The sequence below is a fragment of the Roseovarius sp. B-10 genome (assembly GCF_056859295.1).
This window is the reverse complement of record NZ_JBSXOE010000034.1, coordinates 66735-84102: the sequence shown is the minus strand read 5'-3', so window position 1 is coordinate 84102 and position 17368 is coordinate 66735. Positions and strand designations below refer to the sequence as shown.

Annotated in this window: 17 protein-coding genes and 1 tRNA gene; 9 read left to right on the top strand and 9 right to left on the bottom strand. The window is 66.6% G+C overall.

Features of this window, described 5'->3' with window-relative positions; all coding sequences use genetic code 11:
* The first annotated feature begins 75 nt into the window (after positions 1-75).
* From AC13D8_RS11485 to AC13D8_RS11460, 6 genes are all read left to right on the top strand, one after another.
* The gene (locus AC13D8_RS11485) at positions 76-762 is read left to right on the top strand and encodes a haloacid dehalogenase type II (protein WP_482968954.1); all 687 of its coding nucleotides are present in this window, start codon (positions 76-78) and stop codon (positions 760-762) included.
* Complete coding sequence (locus tag AC13D8_RS11480; protein ID WP_482968953.1) at positions 762-1595, top strand: alpha/beta fold hydrolase; 834 nt, start codon at positions 762-764, stop codon at positions 1593-1595. Before AC13D8_RS11485 ends, AC13D8_RS11480 begins: the two co-directional genes overlap by 1 nt.
* Positions 1592-2566: a threonine ammonia-lyase gene (locus tag AC13D8_RS11475; protein ID WP_482968952.1), complete on the top strand. Its 975-nt coding sequence runs from the start codon at positions 1592-1594 to the stop codon at positions 2564-2566. Before AC13D8_RS11480 ends, AC13D8_RS11475 begins: the two co-directional genes overlap by 4 nt.
* A gap of 13 nt (positions 2567-2579) precedes the next feature.
* On the top strand, positions 2580-3404 hold the full coding sequence (gene pcaD, locus AC13D8_RS11470; protein ID WP_482968951.1) for a 3-oxoadipate enol-lactonase: 825 nt from the start codon (positions 2580-2582) through the stop codon (positions 3402-3404).
* A gap of 357 nt (positions 3405-3761) precedes the next feature.
* Positions 3762-4847 (top strand): zinc-binding dehydrogenase, encoded by a 1086-nt coding sequence (locus AC13D8_RS11465; RefSeq protein WP_482968950.1) that lies wholly within the window; start codon positions 3762-3764, stop codon positions 4845-4847.
* A gap of 76 nt (positions 4848-4923) precedes the next feature.
* Positions 4924-6156 carry a mandelate racemase/muconate lactonizing enzyme family protein gene (locus AC13D8_RS11460; protein WP_482968949.1) on the top strand — a complete coding sequence of 411 codons (1233 nt, stop codon included), beginning with the start codon at positions 4924-4926 and terminating at the stop codon, positions 6154-6156.
* A 36-nt stretch (positions 6157-6192) separates the two neighbouring features.
* On the opposite strand, the gene AC13D8_RS11455 is transcribed toward AC13D8_RS11460, so the two are convergent.
* Genes AC13D8_RS11455 through AC13D8_RS11425 form a run of 7 tightly spaced genes read right to left on the bottom strand, consistent with a single transcriptional unit; the run spans position 6193 to position 12577 of the window.
* Positions 6193-7122: an AEC family transporter gene (locus AC13D8_RS11455; RefSeq protein ID WP_482968948.1), complete on the bottom strand. Its 930-nt coding sequence runs from the start codon at positions 7120-7122 to the stop codon at positions 6193-6195.
* A 4-nt stretch (positions 7123-7126) separates the two neighbouring features.
* Positions 7127-7924, bottom strand: a complete 798-nt coding sequence (locus AC13D8_RS11450; RefSeq protein WP_482968947.1) for an MBL fold metallo-hydrolase — start codon at positions 7922-7924, stop codon at positions 7127-7129.
* Positions 7924-8715 carry a TatD family hydrolase gene (locus tag AC13D8_RS11445; RefSeq protein ID WP_482968946.1) on the bottom strand — a complete coding sequence of 264 codons (792 nt, stop codon included), beginning with the start codon at positions 8713-8715 and terminating at the stop codon, positions 7924-7926. Before AC13D8_RS11445 ends, AC13D8_RS11450 begins: the two co-directional genes overlap by 1 nt.
* A gap of 21 nt (positions 8716-8736) precedes the next feature.
* Entirely contained in the window at positions 8737-9858 is a 1122-nt protein-coding gene (locus tag AC13D8_RS11440; protein WP_482968945.1) for a DNA polymerase III subunit delta', read from the bottom strand.
* Positions 9855-10481 (bottom strand): dTMP kinase, encoded by a 627-nt coding sequence (tmk, locus tag AC13D8_RS11435; protein ID WP_482968944.1) that lies wholly within the window; start codon positions 10479-10481, stop codon positions 9855-9857. The genes AC13D8_RS11440 and tmk overlap by 4 nt, the downstream gene beginning before the upstream one ends.
* The gene (locus AC13D8_RS11430) at positions 10478-11641 is read right to left on the bottom strand and encodes a D-alanyl-D-alanine carboxypeptidase family protein (RefSeq protein WP_482968943.1); all 1164 of its coding nucleotides are present in this window, start codon (positions 11639-11641) and stop codon (positions 10478-10480) included. The genes tmk and AC13D8_RS11430 overlap by 4 nt, the downstream gene beginning before the upstream one ends.
* 15 nt (positions 11642-11656) lie before the next feature.
* Positions 11657-12577 (bottom strand): SPOR domain-containing protein, encoded by a 921-nt coding sequence (locus AC13D8_RS11425; protein ID WP_482968942.1) that lies wholly within the window; start codon positions 12575-12577, stop codon positions 11657-11659.
* Between the two features lie 203 nt (positions 12578-12780).
* On the opposite strand from AC13D8_RS11425, the gene AC13D8_RS11420 reads away from it, so the two are divergent.
* From AC13D8_RS11420 to AC13D8_RS11410, 3 genes are all read left to right on the top strand, one after another.
* A tRNA-Ser gene (locus AC13D8_RS11420) sits at positions 12781-12868 on the top strand.
* Between the two features lie 673 nt (positions 12869-13541).
* A complete protein-coding gene (locus AC13D8_RS11415; RefSeq protein WP_482968941.1) occupies positions 13542-13772 on the top strand; it encodes a helix-turn-helix transcriptional regulator in 231 nt (76 codons plus the stop codon).
* A 119-nt stretch (positions 13773-13891) separates the two neighbouring features.
* Positions 13892-15697: a DUF927 domain-containing protein gene (locus AC13D8_RS11410; RefSeq protein ID WP_482968940.1), complete on the top strand. Its 1806-nt coding sequence runs from the start codon at positions 13892-13894 to the stop codon at positions 15695-15697.
* Between the two features lie 183 nt (positions 15698-15880).
* On the opposite strand, the gene AC13D8_RS11405 is transcribed toward AC13D8_RS11410, so the two are convergent.
* Both AC13D8_RS11405 and AC13D8_RS11400 read right to left on the bottom strand, forming a co-directional pair.
* A complete protein-coding gene (locus AC13D8_RS11405; protein WP_482968939.1) occupies positions 15881-16672 on the bottom strand; it encodes an alpha/beta fold hydrolase in 792 nt (263 codons plus the stop codon).
* Entirely contained in the window at positions 16669-17367 is a 699-nt protein-coding gene (locus AC13D8_RS11400) for an ABC transporter ATP-binding protein (RefSeq protein ID WP_482968938.1), read from the bottom strand. Before AC13D8_RS11400 ends, AC13D8_RS11405 begins: the two co-directional genes overlap by 4 nt.
* Position 17368 lies beyond the last annotated feature (1 nt).

The window sequence follows — 17368 nt, the reverse complement described above, 5'->3', positions numbered from 1 at the left end:
CTGCGCGCGTGGCAGGGCTTTCCCCTTCCCCCGGTTCGTGCCAGTCTCCGCGCAACCGACAGAAAGGGACACGTCATGCCGATCACCACCTGCATCTTCGACGCTTATGGCACGCTCTTCGACGTGGCCGCTGCGGCGCGCGCCGCAGCCTCCGAACCGGGGCGCGAGAACTTTGCCCGCCACTGGCCCGCCATCGCCGAGAAATGGCGCCTCAAGCAACTGCAATACACTTGGCTGCGCGCCGTGATGGGCGAACATATCGGCTTCTGGCAGATCACGCAGGACGGGCTCGACTGGGCGCTCGAATCCGAGGGCCTGCTCAGGGATGCCGACCTGCGCGAGCGGCTGCTGCAACTCTACTGGGAACTCGAGGCCTACCCGGAGGTGCCCGACATGCTCGCCGCGCTCAAGGCCGACGGGATCAGCACGGCGATCCTCTCCAACGGCGCGCCCGACATGCTCGACGGGGCGGTGCGGTCCGCGGGTATCGGCGACCGGCTGGACGACGTGCTCTCAGTCGAAAGCGTCGGCATCTTCAAGCCCGCCCGCGTGGTCTATGACCTCGTCGGCCAGCGCTTCGGCTGCCCGCCCGAGGAGGTGCTCTTCGTCTCGTCCAACGGCTGGGACGCCTGCGCCGCCGCCGGCTACGGCTTCCGCACCGTGTGGGTCAACCGCGCGGGCGACCCGGTGGACCGTCTGCCCGCCGCGCCCGACGCACAGCTCTCCGACCTTTCCGGCATTCCCGGCATGGTGCGGGGCTGATGGCAAGGTTTGCCACTTCGGACGGGCTGTCGCTGCATTATCGGGACGAGGGCACGGGACACCCCGTCCTGTGCCTCGCCGGGCTCACGCGCAACAGCGCCGATTTTGACTTCATGGCCCCCCATCTCTCGGACACGCGGCTCATCCGGCTCGACTATCGCGGGCGCGGGCAATCGGATCACGCCGCCGACTTCATGTCCTACAACATCCTGACCGAGGCCCGCGATGCGATTGAATTGCTCGATCACCTCGGCCTTGACCGCGTCACCATCATCGGCACATCGCGCGGCGGGCTGATCGCGATGGCGCTGGCGCATCTGCACCCGGGCCGGCTCGCGGGCGTGGTGCTGAACGATATCGGCCCCGAGGTGGCCGACACCGGCATCGCCCGGATCATGGATTACGTCGGGCGAGAGCCCGACCTGCCCGATCTCGACGCCGCCGCAAGCGCGCTTGCCCATGTCCACGCCGCCGCCTTCCCCGGCGTGCCGCTCGCGCGCTGGCGCGCACAGGCCGAGGCGATGTTCTTCGAGAAACCGGGCGGCGGGCTGGGCCTGCGCTATGATCCGCGCCTGCGAGACGCGCTGGTGGGACAGGCGGGCGCGGGCGAGGCCCCCGACCTGTGGCAGATGTTCGCGGCTCTGGGCGGCCTCCCCCTCGCCGCGATCCGGGGCGCGAATTCCGACCTGCTTTCGCCCGAGACCTTCGCTAGGATGCAAGCGCACCACCCCGGCATGATTGCCGCCACCGTACCCGATCGCGGCCACGTGCCGTTCCTCGACGAGCCGCAGGCGCTCGCCGCCATCCGATCCCTGCTGGAGCAGACACGATGACCGACATCACCATGATCCGCGCGGCGCAGGCGCGCCTTGCCGGGCACGCGCGGCGCACCCCGCTGCTCACCTCGCCCTTTCTCGACGAGATCGCCGGGCGGCGCGTCCTCATTAAACCCGAATGCCTGCAACATACCGGCAGCTTCAAGTATCGCGGCGCGCGCTCGGCCATCTCGGCGCTTGACGCCGATACCCGCGCGCACGGGGTGATCGCCTTTTCCAGCGGCAACCACGCGCAGGGCGTCGCCCTCGCGGCGCGCGAGTTCGGCGTGCCGAGCGTCATCATCATGCCGTCTGACGCACCACGCCTGAAGATCGACAACACGCGCGCCCTCGGGGCAGAGGTGGTGCTCTACGACCGCGCGGGCGAGGATCGCGATGCTCTCGGCGACCGGCTCAGTGCCGAGCGCGGGCTCACCCTCATCAGGCCCTTCGACGAGCCGCAGGTCATCGCGGGCCAGGGCACCACCGGGCTGGAAATCGCCGAGGACGCCGCCGCCCTCGGGATCGAGACCGCCGATGTGCTCGTCTGCTGCGGCGGTGGCGGGCTGACGTCCGGCATCGCGCTGGCGCTGGAGGCCGACGCGCCGGGCCTGCGCGCGCGCCCGGTGGAGCCCGAGGGCTTCGACGACGTGGCCCGCTCGCTCCGCAATGGCCGGATCGAGCGCAACGCGACGAGCGCGGGCGGCCTTTGCGACGCGATCATCACGCCGCAGCCCGGCGCGCTCACCTTCCCGATCATGCTCCGCCTCTGCGGGCCGGGCATCGTGGTGACCGACGACGAGGCGCTGCACGCGATGGCACTCGCCTTCCAGCGGCTCAAGGTGGTGGCAGAGCCGGGCGGCGCCGTGGCGCTCGCCGCCGCCCTCTTTCACGCGGACGAGATCGAGGGCGAGGCGGTGATCTGCACCATCTCGGGCGGCAATGTCGATGCCGATATCTTCACCACCGCGCTTGCGCGGTTCGGCTGAGGAGCACCGCGCCATGCCCTTTCTCGATCTCGGCGACGTGACGCTTCATTACCTCGACGAGGGCGCGCCCGACGGCCCGCCCCTCGTCCTCGCCCACGCGCTCGGCACCGGCACGATGCTGTGGGACAACATCATGCCGCTCCTGCCAGCTGGCGTGCGGGTTGTCCGCTACGATGCGCGCGGGCACGGGCGATCCTCCTGCCCGCCCGCGCCCTACACGATGGGCGCGCTCATCCGCGATGCCGAGCGGCTGATGGATCACCTCGGCCTGCGCGATGCCATGTTCGTGGGCCTTTCCATCGGCGGGATGGTGGCGCAGGGGCTGGCGGTGAAACGGCCCGACCTCGTGCGCGCGCTGGTCCTGTCGAATACCGGGGCCAAGATCGGCACACCCGAAATCTGGGCCGACCGCATCGCCACCGCACGGCAACCCGGCGGGATGGAAGAGCTGGCCCGCGCCTCCTGCGAGCGGTGGTTCCCGCGCGCCTATGTCAGGGCTGGCCAACACCTGCCGTGGTACGAGCATCTGCGCGCCCACGACCCCGAGGGCTACGCCGGCTGCGCCGCCGCCATTTCCGGCACCGATTTCTACACCCCCACCTCCGGGCTGTGCATCCCCGCGCTCGGCATCGCCGGGTCCGAGGATGGCTCCACCCCGCCCGATCTGGTGCGAGAAACGGTGGACCTCATCCCCGGCTCGCAATTCCGCCTGTTGCGCGGCACCGGCCATGTGCCTCCCATCGACGCCCCGCAGGACTACGCCGCCTGTCTCGGCGGCTTCATCGACGCCACAGGGCATCTGCGCACCGCGCCGGGGGACAACCCGCCATATCGTTGACCTGCGGGTTTGGCCTGGAGCGGTCGTTTGCACTAGCCGCACGTCGACGGGCCGCGGCGCGGCGATCCAAGGTTCGATCTGCGGCGCTTAATGGCTGCCAAATCCGAAAAAGGCCCGAGCGGCGCACAGGTTGCAGCCATGTCGCCGTGCCGGGGGGCGGCCCGGCGATGCGCGGCGGCGCGTAAACGCGCCTTTACTCCGCGCATTGGCACCAAGACCTGAACGTCCCCTCTAGGTCACCACCCGCCCCACCCCGTCTTTCCCGATATCCCCTGTCACCGGCACGTTCCGCCGCATAATTGCCCTTGCACCCAAACTCGAATCCCGGTCACCTGTGAAAAACCGAGGGAGAAATTCATGGGCATTATCAAGGCCGCCGTCTGCCACCGATTCGGCGCCCCGCTCAGCATCGAGAACGTCCACCTGCGCGCGCCAGAGGCCGGCGAGATCGAGGTCGTGCTCGACGCCGTGGCGATCTGCCATTCCGACATCACCTATGCCGATGGCGGCTGGGGCGGCACGCTGCCGGCAGTCTACGGCCACGAGGCGGCGGGCCGGGTGCGCGCCAAGGGCGCGGGCGTCACCGGCATCGCGCCGGGCGATCCGGTGGTGGTCACGCTCATTCGCGCCTGTGGGCAATGCTCTTCCTGCGCCGGGGGCCGCCCCACCGGATGCGAGACCCCCTATGACGGCGATCGCGGTCCGCTCAGCCTGCCGGATGGCAGCATGCTGCACCAGGCGATGGCCTGCGGTGCCTTTGCCGAGGCGGTCGTCGTGCATCACAGCCAGGTTGTGAAACTGCCCGAGGGGATCGACATGGCCGCCGCCTCGCTTCTGGCCTGCGGCGTCATCACCGGCGTGGGCGCCGTGGTGAACGCGGCCCATCTGCGCGCGGGCGAGGACGTGGTGGTGATCGGCGCAGGCGGCGTCGGGTTGAACGCCATCCAAGGCGCGCGCATCGCGGGCGCGCGGCGCATCGTGGCCGTGGACATGACCGAGGAAAAGCTCGCCACCGCGCGCGAATTCGGCGCCACCGACGGGGTGCTCGCCACCAACGCAAAACCGTGGCGCGCAGCGAAACAGGCGATGGGGCGCGGCGCGGACGCGGTCTTCGTCACCGTGGGCGCGGCGCGGGCGTATGACGCGGCGCCCCGCTATCTCTCCGGGGGCGGCCGGATGGTAATGGTCGGCATGCCCCATTCCGGCGACGAGAGCCGCTATGAGGCCGCCAATTTCGCCGCCGCCGGGCAGGCGATGATCGGCTCCAAGATGGGCGAAACGGTGATCCGCCGTGACATCCCCTGGATGGTCGATCTCTACGCGCAGGGGCGGCTGAAACTCGACGAACTGATCTCGAACCGCTGGCCGCTCGACCGGATCAACGAGGCCATCGCCGACACCAAATCCGGGTCTGCGCGGCGCAACGTGATCGTGTTCGGCTGACCGCACGGGCACCGACGCGATACCGACGAAATACCGACACGATACCGACACGCAAAACCAGCCCCCGGAGACCCCCATGAAACTCGCCGATCTCGACATCATCGTCACCTCTCCGCCCGCGCCGGGCTGGGGCGGGAGCTACTGGATTCTCGTTAAGCTCACCACCGATGACGGGATCACTGGCTGGGGCGAATGCTATGCTGCGAGCGTCGGACCAGAGGCCATGCGCGCCGTGATCGAGGATGTGTTCGCGCGCCATATGGCGGGTGAAAGCCCTGAAAACATAGAACTTATGTTCCGCCGCGCCTATTCCTCGGGCTTCACGCAGCGGCCCGACCTGACGGTCATGGGCGCGTTCTCGGGGCTGGAAATCGCCTGCTGGGACATCCTCGGCAAGGCGCGCGGGCGGCCCGTCTGGGGGCTACTCGGGGGCCGGATGAACGACCGCGTCCGCGCCTATACCTACCTCTACCCCCTGCCCCATCACGACCTGACCACCTTCTGGACCTCCCCCGAGATGGCCGCCGAGAGCGCGCTCGACTGTGTAAGTCGCGGATATACCGCGATAAAATTCGACCCCGCCGGCCCCTACACCATGCGCGGCGGGCACATGCCCGCGATGGCCGACATCTCGCTCTCCGTGGCCTTCTGCCGCGCCATCCGAGAGGCCGTGGGCGACCGCGCCGACCTCCTTTTCGGCACCCACGGACAGTTCACCACCGCCGGAGCCATCCGGCTTGGCCAGGCGCTCGAACCCTATTCCCCGCTCTGGTTCGAAGAGCCCGTGCCCCCTGATAACATTGACGAAATGGCCCGTGTCGCCCGCGCCGTGCGCATTCCCGTCGCCGCCGGCGAACGGCTCACCACCAAGGCCGAATTCGCCGCAGTGCTGCGCGCCGGAGCCGCCGAAATCCTGCAACCGGCCCTTGGCCGCGCGGGTGGCATCTGGGAGATGAAAAAGGTCGCCGCCATCGCCGAGGCCCACAACGCGCAAATGGCCCCCCACCTCTACGCCGGCCCCGTCGAATGGGCAGCGAATGTGGCTCTTGCCGCCTCGATCCCCAACATCTTGATGGCAGAGAGCATCGAGACCCCCTATCACGCGGCGCTCATCAAGGGCGGCATCACGGTCGAGGACGGCTTCATCACGCCACCCCGGACACCGGGCCTTGGCATCGAGATTGACGAGGCCCTCGCCCGCGCCCACCCCTACAACGGCACCGGCCTCCACCTCGAGATGCAGGACGCGCCCTGCGACTACGTCAACGGCAACAGCTTCGCCGGGGGCGCGCCGCTCAAGACGGAGTGAGGGCGCAGCGGGCAGACGGGGATCAAAAAAGGCTTGCTATGGCAGCACTTGCAGCCATAGCCACGCCGTCACCACCGTCAGCCCCGTCGCGATCAGCACGCTTGACGCCGCCACCCGCTTGGCATGACCATACATGTTGGCGAAGATATAGGCATTGACCCCCGGCGCCATCGCCGCCGTCACCACTGCCGCGCGCAAGCCATCCACCGGCAGCGACAGCACCCGGCCCAGCCCGTAGGTGATCGCCGGGTGCGCCACCAGCGAGACCGCACAGACATAGAGGATCGCGCGCATGTCGCCCTCGGGGCGGTACTGCACCAGCACACCCCCCAGCCCGAACAACGCCGCCGGAAGCGCCGCGCGCACCATCAGGTCGAGCGCGTCGTTCACCGGCCCCGGGATCGGCAGCCCCGACAGGTTCACGGCAAAGCCCGCAGCGATTCCCATGATGAGCGTATTGGAGAACATCGCGCGCCCCACCTTGGCCGCGACCGTCACCCCGCTCTGTCCGCGCGCGCGCACCACCTCCATCGCGGTGATGCCGATGCCGTAGCAAAACGGCGAATGCACCGCGATGATCGCGAAATTGGCCGAGAGCGCGCCCACCCCGTAGGCGCGCTCCATGATCGGCAGGCCCAGCAGGACAGAGTTGGAGAAGAGGCCGCAAAAGCCGATGGCCACCGCATCTTCCCACGACCGACCAAAGATCAGCCGCGCGCCGAACAGCCCCAGCAAAAACCCCGACAGCGCCCCGGCGTAAAAGCTCAAGAGCAGCCGCCAGTCGAAGCTCTGCGCCAGATCGAGCCGCGCCAGCGCCGCGAAGAGCAGGCAGGGGATGGCGAATTTCTGGGTGAAGGTCATGAGGCCATCCACGCCCGCCGCGCTGAACCAGCCCCGCCAAACCGCGAGATAGCCGAACCCGATCACCAGGAAGACCGGAAGTATGACCTCGAGAAGCGCCTGCACCGGCTCAGACCGCGTAGCGGATCACCATCCCGTCAAAGGCGGGGGTGACATGCGCGGGCGTCTCGTCGGCGATGGTCGCGTAGTCCATATCGATATGCATGTTGGTCAGCACCGCCCGGCGCGGGGCGGCGCGTGCGATCCACTCCAGCGCGAGGTCGAGATGCGCGTGCGTCGGGTGCGGCGTGCGCCTGAGCGCGTCGAGCACCCAGCAATCGAGCCCTTCGAGCGCGGGCCAGGCCGGCTCCGGGATCTCCAACACGTCCGGCAGATAGGCCAGGTCGCCGATGCGAAACCCCAGCGCGTCAATGCTGCCATGCCGCACGGTGAACGGGGTCAGCGTGATCGGCCCGCCCTGCCCTTCAATGGTGAAACTTCCGTCGATCGTGTGCATGTCGAGGATCGGCGGATACGGGCTGTCCTCGGGCTGCACGAAGGCATATCCGAACCGCGAATAGAGCGCGTTCTGCGTGTCGCCGTCGGCGTAGACCGGCAGCCGCTGGCGCATGTTGAAGACGATCATCCGCAGATCGTCGATGCCGTGGACGTGATCGGCATGGGAATGTGTATAGACAACCGCGTCGAGCGCGCCGACACCGGCATCCAATAGCTGCGCACGAAGATCCGGCGAGGTGTCGATCAGCACCCGGGTCACGCCCGCCCCGGTCTCGTGCTCCACCAGCATCGAACAGCGGCGGCGGAAATTGCGCGGCTCGCCCGGATCACAGTCCCCCCAATGCCCGCCGAGCCGTGGCACGCCGCCCGACGATCCACAGCCGAGGATGGTAAACCGCAATTCCCCCATCAGATCACCGCCCGCGAGAACAGCCGCTCGAAATTTGCCTCGGTCTGCGCTGCGAACTCGGGCCAATCCATACCGAACACCTCCGCCCCTTTCCGCGCGGTATGCGCGGTATAGGCCGGCTCGTTGCGCTTGCCGCGATAGGGCGGCGGCGCGAGATAGGGCGCGTCGGTCTCGACAAGGATGCGATCCACCGGGGCGGACGCAAAGATATCGCGCAGCTCCTGGCTCTTGGGAAAGGCGGCAATTCCGGACATCGACAGGTAGAACCCGAGGTCAAGCGCCGCCCGCGCCAATCCCGCACCGGACGAAAAGCAATGCATCACGCAATCATAGGGCCCGTTGCGGTATTCCTCGGCTAGGATGCGCGCCATGTCCTCATCCGCCGCGCGGGCATGAATGATAAGCGGCAGGCCGGTTTCCCGCGCGGCCGCGATATGCACGCGCAGGCTCTGCTGCTGCACCTCCGCACTGTCGGCGGTGTAGTGGTAGTCGAGCCCCGACTCGCCGATGCCGACGAACTTGGGATGCGCAGCCAGCGCGACCAGGTCCTCTACGGTGGCCATCGGCTCCTCGCTCGCGCTCATCGGGTGGGTTCCGGCAGCATAGAACACATGGCGGTACGCCTCGGCGATGGCGCGAACCTGCGGCTCCTGCCGCAGCCGCGTACAGATCGTGACCATGCGGTGCACGCCCGCCTCGCGTGCCCGCGCGATGATCTCGTCGCGCTCCCCGTCGAAATCGGGAAAATCGAGATGGCAGTGGCTGTCGGTGATACGGATGTCGGTGCTCATGCGTTCCCTGCGAGGCCAGGGCTAACCCCCGGCGGTCTGCTTAATCCTGAGCACGGTATCTAGGACAAGGCTGACAGGGTCAAGGTTGACCGCCAGCCCGTGACGCGCACGCGAACCGACCTCCTCCGAGACCTGCGCCCAGAGCCGCGCACGTCCCGCATCGGGGGCGAGCCGTGCCAGGAGTGCCGCCTCGCCGGGTGCCGCCTCGACGGCGGGCGGCGCGCCGGTGGCCCCGGTCCGCGCCAGCCGCGCGAGAAACAGGTCGATGAGCGAGAACAGCAGGCTGCGTCGCGTCTCGGCCCCGCGCTGCGCCACCGCCTCGGCGAGGCGCAGCGCGCGCGCCCGATCAAACCGCGGCAGGCTCTCCATCAGTGCCACGATCTCGGCGTAGAGCGCCACGCCGTCGAGCGTGACCAACCGCACCGCCGCGCCCACCGACCCCGCGGCCAGTTCGGCCAGTACCGCCGCGTCGCCACCGGGGTCGATCCCCGCCTGATCCAGCGCACGGGCCATATCCTCGGGCCCCAGCGGCACCAGCCGCAGCATCCGGCAGCGCGAGCGGATCGTCGGCAATAGGCTCGATGGCTGATGCGCGATGAGCAGCATCACCGTGCGCGCAGGCGGTTCCTCAAGCATCTTGAGGAGCGCGTTGGCAGCCTGCGGGTTAAGCTCGTCGGCGGCATCGACGATCACCACCCGCCGCCCACCATCGGCAGCGGAAAGCGAAAAGAAATTGCCCATCTTGCGCACTTCGGCCACGCGGATGTCCTGCGCCAGCCGGTCGCCCTTGTCGTTGGGGCCGCGCCGCAACAGGAACAGCCCCGGCTCTGACAGTGCCAGCATTCGCCGCGCGACCGGATGCCCGGGGTCCACGTCCAGCGTCTCGGGCGGCGGTGGCGCGCGGAATAACGCGTCTTCCTGCGCTTCCTGGTGGGTCAGCAGGAACCGCGCGATGCGCCAGGCGAGCGTGGCCTTTCCCACACCGTTTGGACCGGTCAGCATCCAGGCGTGGTGGAGACGGCCCGTGGCATGGGCGTCGAGAAACGCCGCTTCGGCCGCGCCCTGTCCCATCAGGTGCAGGGTCTCGCGTGGGTGCGGCGCGCCCTCGGCGCGATCGGGCTCTGGCAAAACATCCTCGTTCATCCCAGCCGCGCCTCCACCGCGCGCGCCACGTCCGCCGCCACCGCCTCGGGGGGACGGGCGCCGTCGATCACCGCGACGCGGTCGGGAAATTCCTCGGCCAGCGCGAGAAACCCCGCCCGCAGCCGGTTCTGCAACCCCTCGCCGAAATCCTCGAACCGCGCCTCGCCGCCACCTCGCTCGGCGGCACGCGCCAGGCCCTCGCGCGGGCCGATATCGATGAGCAGCGTCAGATCGGGCTCGCGCGCGATCATCAGCGCGTGCAACTCGTCCACCACCGGGCGCAGGTCGGCGCGACCCACCCCCTGGTAGACGCGGGTGCTGTCGGCGAAACGGTCCGAGATCACCACCGCCCCGCGCTCGATCGCGGGCGCGATCACCCGCTCGAGATGGTCGCGCCGCGCGGCGGTAAACAGCAACAGCTCGGTCTCGGGCGACCAGCGATCCCCTGCGCCGGTCAGCAGCAGCTTGCGGATCTCCTCGGCCCCGGGGCTGCCACCTGGCTCACGTGTGAGCACCACCTCGCGACCCGCCCCGCGCAGCCGATCTGCCAGAAGCCGCGCCTGTGTGGATTTGCCCGACCCGTCGATCCCCTCGAAGCTGACGAAGAGGCCGCGCCTGCTCAAGATGCGCCCTCTGGGACCTCTCGCAACCGCCCAAGAAGCTGCCCCGCCACCATGCGCAGCCGGGTCACGAACCCGCCCTGCGTCACCGCCTCGGTTGCAACCAGTTGAACGCGCGTCTCGGGCAGGCCCTCGGGGGTCAGCACGAGCTCGGCCAGCGGATCGCCCTTGGCCACGGGTGCGCGGATCGGCCCGGTATAGACCACCTCGGCCGCCAGCCGTTTGCTGTCAAGCACCGGCAGCAGCGTCACGATATCCTGCGCCGGAGCGAGCCCCACCTCCCCCGCCTCGCCCATCCAGACCGGCGCGCGGGCCACCACCTCGCCTTCGCGCAGCACGGTCTTGCGGGTGAATTGCCGGAACGCCCAGTTGACGATCGCCTCGGATTCCCGGGCGCGCTGCGCCGCGGTGTCGAGCCCGCTGATCGCGAAGATGATGCGCTGACCATCCTGCACGGCCGAGCCGACAAGCCCGTAGCCCGCCGACTGCGTGTGCCCGGTCTTGAGCCCGTCCGCGCCGATCCCGAGCCCGAGCAGCGGGTTGCGGTTGTGGATATTGGCGGGTGCGCGCCCGTCGAAGCTGAACTCCCGCTCGGCGAACATCTGGTAGAACTCCGGGAAATCCTCGATGATGTGGCGCGACAGGAGCACCAGGTCACGCATCGACATCACGTGTCCCTCGGCGGGCCAGCCGTTGGAATTCCTGAAGACGGAGTTTGTCATGCCAAGGGCTTGCGCGCGCTGCGTCATGTAGCGGGCAAATCCGGCCTCCGTGCCGTCGGGGCTCAGCGCCTCGGCGATCACCGCGCAAGCGTCATTGCCCGACAGCACGACAATCCCGCGCAACAGGTCCTCGACGCGCACCCGGTCTGTGGTATCGAGGAACATGGTCGATCCGCCATAGCTCATCGCGTGCCGCGAGACCGGAAGCCGCTCGTCAAGCGAGAGCCGCCCCTCCCGGATCGCCTCGAACGCCACGTAGAGCGTCATCAGCTTGGACATCGAGGCAGGCGGCAGCGGCGTGTCGCCGTTCTTGTTCAGAAGCACCGTGCCGGTGGCCACATCCATCACAAAGGCCGCGCGCGCGCTCGTCTCGAATGCGCTCGCCGGCAGCGCCAGGACGACCGCCAGCAGGGCCGATAAACAGACATTCACAAATCTCATAACGGCATCCCCCGTTCAGTTGGTGACCGCGTAGGCATCGGCAAAGCCGATTCCCTTGACCTTCTCCAGGATCGCGGCGCGTTCGGTGGCCGTGCGCATGGGCCCGACCACGACCCGCCAGAAGCGCTTGCCCTGCGAGGTCTGATCGAACACCGTGGGCACCATGCCCGCCTGCCGCAGGGCGGTGGCGGTGTTGCGGGCGTTCTGCTCGATGCTGAAGATACCCACCTGAACATAAGGCTTGGCAAGCGCCGAGGCGGCGCGCCCCGGATCTTGCTCAGGCTCAGGCTCCGGCTCAGGCGCGGCCTCGGACGCTTGCGGTGCGGCGGCAGCCTCCTCCACCTCGGCGGCCTCGATCGCGGCGGTGGCCCCGGCCACCGGGTCGAGATCGCTCGCCGCGATCTCGGGCGCGGGGGCGACCTCCTGCGCAGCCCCGGTGTCCTCGGATGCCGCCGTGTCATCCTCGACGGGGGCTTCCTCGCGGCGCAGGGCCGTGACGTTGAGCTGTTGGGGCGAACCCGCCAGCAGACCGAGCGCCGCCGCCGCATCCGAGGACACCTGGAAGGCCGGGCCGGGCACGTCGCGCTGACGCCGGAACAACGCCCCGATGACGAACTTGCCATCGTCCGTGTTGCGGATGATGACACGCTCGGGATCCTTGACATCGGGATGGGCCACCCAGACCCCGCCGAGCGATGGCCGCCCGTCCCAAAGCCCCATGTCCGTCGCCTGGAATACCTCGGGAACCTCGACATCGCGCTCCACCAGCCGGGTCGAGCGCGTGTTGCCATCGAGCGCCGCGCCCTGTTCGCCCGCGCCAGGCTGCAGCAGGGAGAAGTTTCCGCTCTCGTCGCATCCCGCAAGCAACGCCACCCAGAGCCCCGCCAAAAGGGCCGGGCCGCGAGCCAGGGATCCGCCTCGTTTCACTCGCTTCATGATATGCCTCTCGCCTGTGCTCCGCGCGGACTTGTCATCTTCCGCCTCTTCGCGCACCAGTCTACCCTGTCCGCTTCAGCGTGAAAAGCGCGCAGCCAGACACTGCGCGGATTTCCCTGCTGGCGGGTCCGGGACCGCGAGGTACTTTCAGAATCGCGCGCGCCCCGCTACTGACGTCTCACTCACCGCGCCCGCGCGCGACCGGAAGGGTGGCAGAGTGGTCGATTGCACCGGTCTTGAAAACCGGCGATGTGCAAGCATCCGTGGGTTCGAATCCCACCCCTTCCGCCATTAAAATGCTACAACTCATTGTTATTGAGCGATTTTCTTATATCATAAGACAGATGACCCACCATAAATACCACCATAGATGATCCTTTAGCGTGCTGGTGTTTGCGGTCGACTGCAGCTCTTTTCTAAGCGTGCCATGTCTGGCGGCGTCACCACGAACGAAATTATTACGACTCCGACACCGATGATCGCTGCAGTCATGTAGTGCGCGCCGACGCCGACTCTCCCAGACAGGCGCCGGTCAGCACATTGGCCAATCGACAACGTCGCGGGCAAGCGGTGTTCAGCATTGAGGGGATTACAAGCAGGTTCTCCGGGGTCGCACGCATGGGCACGCATTCGGTCTCCTCTTCGTCGACATACGCCTCATCGGCGTTCTCAGGCGCTGGTGACATCGACACCGCTGTTTTCGAGGTCGGTGCCGGAGAATCCCAGAACCATTGAGGTCACCCATCATCACTTGACATTCTGAAACGGTTAAATCTCAAAGGTCGATAAGGTCATAAAAACAGACACTTATCTGACGCCTACAGAAACCTATAGAAACCTGAAGAAATCCTATTTTTCGTTTGGCACAATCCGCACATCGAAACCCGCACGCATGCCTGATCAACCGTCGAAACGATTCGGTTCGGCTGACACAGTCTTGCCTGCACAAGAAAGGAGACGTCGCGTGACTGATGCCAAATCCGAAAACCTCTATCTTTCCGTCGACCAGGTCGCCCAGCGCTTCAACGTGTCGAAGGACTCGATCTGGCGCTGGAAGCGGAACGGCGAGTTTCCCAAGCCCTTCAAGCTGGGTGGCGCCACCCGCTGGCGCCTCTCGGATATCGAGGACTGGGAAAGCCGGCTCACCTGCGGCTTCGTCACCAATCTCGATGTCGATGCCCTGATGGCCCGCTGAAGGCCAGCAACAGCGACCCCACCAGACCCTGATCGCCCCGATGCCGGGGCATCAGCCATATCAGCGGCGTGACCTTGGTCTCGCCGAACGATCCCGTCATGCAAACTCGAGGTAACTCCATGACAAATCACGGCACCTTCTCCCCGCACGACAGCGCACGCGAGAACATCGTCACCTTTCCGCATACCGGCGACGCTCTCGGGCGTGGCGCATCTGCCGCGATCGACGGTCACTGTCCCGCCGGTATTCCCGAAGGCTTCACCCTCTGCGATGACGGCATCTACGAGTTTCGTCCCGGAGATGATGACGACCTGGTGCCGGTGCAGATATGCTCTCCCTTTGTCGTGAAGGGATGGTGCCGGGATGCGACGGGCCACGGCTGGGGCCGCGTGCTCTCCGTTCAGGATCCCGAAGGGAACTGGCACGAGCTGGTCCTCGAAGGGCGGCAGCTTTCGCAGTCGCCGAACGTCGCCCTCGCCTCGCTCTTCGACCTCGGTCTCGAACTGGCACCGGCACGCAAGGCGGCGGAAAGCGTGATGCTGTTGCTGCGCTCGTGGCAGCTCGAGGCAGTCTATCTTCGCTGCCACCGGGTCGGCTGGACCGGTGACGCGCATGACGCCTTCGTTCTCGGCAACGGCCGCGTGATCGGAAATGCCCTTGTGACGACGGACAGCGTCCCGGTCGACATGAAGGCGGCGACCAACACGCAGGGCACGCTCGACGCGTGGAAGAACGAGGTCGCGGCACGGTGCGTCGGTAATCCGCTGATGATGCTGGCGGTCTCTCACGCGTTCAGCGGACCGCTTCTGTCCATTCTCGGCCAGACCGGTGGAGGGTTTCACCTGCGCGGCAAGTCGTCCCGCGGCAAGTCGACGATCCAGTATGTCGCCTCATCCGTCTGGGGCGCGCCGAGCCTGCTGCAGAGCTGGAACGGCACGCTTAGCGGCCTTGAGGGGGTCGCGGCCGCGTGCAACGACACGCTGCTGAATCTCGAGGAGCTGCATAATGCCGATCCCAGGACTGTCGGAGAGACCGTCTACATGCTGGGCAATGGAAAGGGGCGGAGCAGGGCAAAGGCGAATGGGAAGCTGCAGTCAGCGCAGCAGTGGCGCGTGCCCATCCTGTCGAGCGGCGAAGTCACGCTCGAAGAGCACATGAAGACGGCAGATCGCAAGATGTTCGCTGGCCAGGCGGTGCGTCTGATCAATCTGGAGGCCGACTGCCGGGTGCACGGCGCCTTTGATGATCTTCATGGTGCAGACTGTGGCAGCGCCTTTGTCGAACGGCTCGATCAGGCGATCCTCGAGAATTTCGGCCATGCCGGACCGCTTTTCGTGAAGGTCGTCATGAAAAATACAGACAAGAAGAAAAACTGGACTGATTTCATTAACAAATTCTCCGATGAAATCAGTGAGGTGGCGGACCTGTGCCCGAGTGATGGACAGGCGCATCGTGTCCTCAAGCGCTTCGCCATTGCGGCACTCGCGGGGGAGCTGGCCACCAAGGCCGGTCTGACCGGTTGGCCTGCAGGAGCAGCGAGAGCGGTGGCGCGGTCGATGTTTCGGAATTGGTTCAAGGCCGAGGAGGGCGTGACGAACGCGGAGATCGACACGGCCGTGCAGCGCACGCGGGATTACATTGCAAAGCACCCCGAGCGCTTTCAGATGATCGGGACCGAGGACAATCCCCCGGTCGATGGATGGCGGGACGATCACTGGGTCTACATCCGGACGGAGTGCTGGCAGAAGATTCACGCTCCGAATAATCCGAGTGAAGTGGCTCGGCTGCACGCGGATGGCGGATTCCTGAAGACTCAGAAGAGCGGTGGTTTCCAGGTGCGGATGGGACGGCAGATCGAAGACCGCCCGTGGACCTATGCCGTCAACGCCGCGAAGCTCCGCGAGATGGGTGAGCCTGAGCGATGAGCTAACTCGGGCATTCGACAGCAGGAGGGGCGATAGCCCCTCCAGCTAACCTGACCATTTGGACCAGTCGGACCAATCGGGCCAGAGAAATGACGCCTTTTCAGGGCGGTCCAAGTGGTCCGGCATACGCGTTTCCCAGGTGTCAGTAAGATGCAAGTTCGAAGAACAATCTGAAGCGATCGGTCAGCTGCGAAGTCCAGCACTGGACTGACTGCGCTCAGAGATCGCATCGAGACAAGCGGCCAGCACGACCTCGGGATGAGACTTGTGAAGCTCGTGGCCCGCGTCCGCGATCCGGAGCGCCGAAATCGAGGGAGAAGAAATTTTGGTTTCGATCAGGTCGATCTGTCGGAACGTCCCGTATTCATCGCCGCCACCCTGCACGAGCTGAACCGGGCAGAAAATGCTGGGCAAGAGTGGAGTGATATCCCACTCAGCCATGTCTTGGGAAAGCCACAGCGCGCGCCAGGCATTGTAGGCAACGCCGATATCAGCGTGTCGCTGTGCCAGTGCCCGCTCGAAGTCATGGTTGGATCCCGGTTTGGGCAAGGCACGGATGCCCTGCCGCGTGCGCGCCTCAACGATGACATGAGGCGCAAGCGCAGTGATCGAGCGGACGCGATCGGGGTGCATTGCGGCTGCGATCAGGGCGATGCTGCCACCATCGCTGTGACCGATCAGGTCGGCTGAACCGAGTCCAAGCGCATCCATGACTGCGGGCAGCACGATCGTTGCCTCGCGCGTGAGGTAATCAATGGGCTTCGCAGGGGACATCGGTGGCGATCTTCCGCAACCGGGTCGCGAGTATAGAACAAGCCGGTGCTCAGGCAGATGCCGCTCGAGTCTTTCGGCGAGGTTCACAAGCGATAGCCGCGTGCCGAACCCGTGGTGAAGGAAAACGACGGCCGGCCCGTTTGGCGCGCCCATCTCGGTGCAATCGATTGCGCCTGCTTCGGTCAAGAGCAGGTCGCTCATACTGAGAGCTGACCTATCAGCAAATTGCGGTCCTCTGCATCCTCGGGGTCGCCCTCGAGCACGACCCGACCGCGTTCAATGGCAACGAAGCGATCGCACACGGACAGGGCCTCATGGATGTTCTGCTCGACCAGAAGAACGGCTTTGCCATCGTCGCGCATCTGCCTGATGATCGCAAAGATTTCCGCCACGATCATCGGGGCGAGGCCCTCGGACGGTTCGTCGATCAGCACGACATCCGGGTCTGCGACCATGATCCGTGCCATCGCCAGCATCTGCTGCTCGCCGCCCGATAGCGTGGTTGCGGATTGCCGTGCGCGTTCGGCCAGCCGCGGGAAGCGTTCGAGGACCGGGCCAAGAGGATCGCGCGGTCTTGGTCCACGCAGACCTAACATGCCCAGTTCGAGGTTTTCCTGCACACTGAGGCCGGGAAAGATTCGCCGGTCCTCGGGCACGAAGGCAACGCCCACACGGTTAATGGCATCGGGCTCCCGCCCGCCGATCTCTCGGCCATTGAGCCTGATCGCACCGGATGAAGGAGCGAGCCAGCCCGCGATGGTCTTGAGCAAAGTGGTCTTGCCGACACCGTTGCGACCAAACACGCCCATGACCTCTCCGGGCTGGACCGACAGGCTGATACCTTGGATGACATGGCTCAAGCCGTAGTGGCTATGGATGTCCTGAATTTCCAGCATG

Bases quoted from the DNA above. Each gene is read 5' to 3' on its own strand.
- pcaD (WP_482968951.1), top strand. From the start codon at position 2,580: ATGCCCTTTCTCGATCTCGGCGACGTGACGCTTCATTACCTCGACGAG.
- AC13D8_RS11410 (WP_482968940.1), top strand. From the start codon at position 13,892: ATGACAAATCACGGCACCTTCTCCCCGCACGACAGCGCACGCGAGAAC.
- AC13D8_RS11465 (WP_482968950.1), top strand. From the start codon at position 3,762: ATGGGCATTATCAAGGCCGCCGTCTGCCACCGATTCGGCGCCCCGCTC.
- AC13D8_RS11475 (WP_482968952.1), top strand. From the start codon at position 1,592: ATGACCGACATCACCATGATCCGCGCGGCGCAGGCGCGCCTTGCCGGG.
- AC13D8_RS11480 (WP_482968953.1), top strand. From the start codon at position 762: ATGGCAAGGTTTGCCACTTCGGACGGGCTGTCGCTGCATTATCGGGAC.
- AC13D8_RS11400 (WP_482968938.1), bottom strand. From the start codon at position 17,367: ATGCTGGAAATTCAGGACATCCATAGCCACTACGGCTTGAGCCATGTC.
- AC13D8_RS11405 (WP_482968939.1), bottom strand. From the start codon at position 16,672: ATGAGCGACCTGCTCTTGACCGAAGCAGGCGCAATCGATTGCACCGAG.
- AC13D8_RS11445 (WP_482968946.1), bottom strand. From the start codon at position 8,715: ATGAGCACCGACATCCGTATCACCGACAGCCACTGCCATCTCGATTTT.
- AC13D8_RS11460 (WP_482968949.1), top strand. From the start codon at position 4,924: ATGAAACTCGCCGATCTCGACATCATCGTCACCTCTCCGCCCGCGCCG.
- AC13D8_RS11440 (WP_482968945.1), bottom strand. From the start codon at position 9,858: ATGAACGAGGATGTTTTGCCAGAGCCCGATCGCGCCGAGGGCGCGCCG.
- AC13D8_RS11430 (WP_482968943.1), bottom strand. From the start codon at position 11,641: ATGAGATTTGTGAATGTCTGTTTATCGGCCCTGCTGGCGGTCGTCCTG.
- AC13D8_RS11485 (WP_482968954.1), top strand. From the start codon at position 76: ATGCCGATCACCACCTGCATCTTCGACGCTTATGGCACGCTCTTCGAC.
- AC13D8_RS11425 (WP_482968942.1), bottom strand. From the start codon at position 12,577: ATGAAGCGAGTGAAACGAGGCGGATCCCTGGCTCGCGGCCCGGCCCTT.
- AC13D8_RS11450 (WP_482968947.1), bottom strand. From the start codon at position 7,924: ATGGGGGAATTGCGGTTTACCATCCTCGGCTGTGGATCGTCGGGCGGC.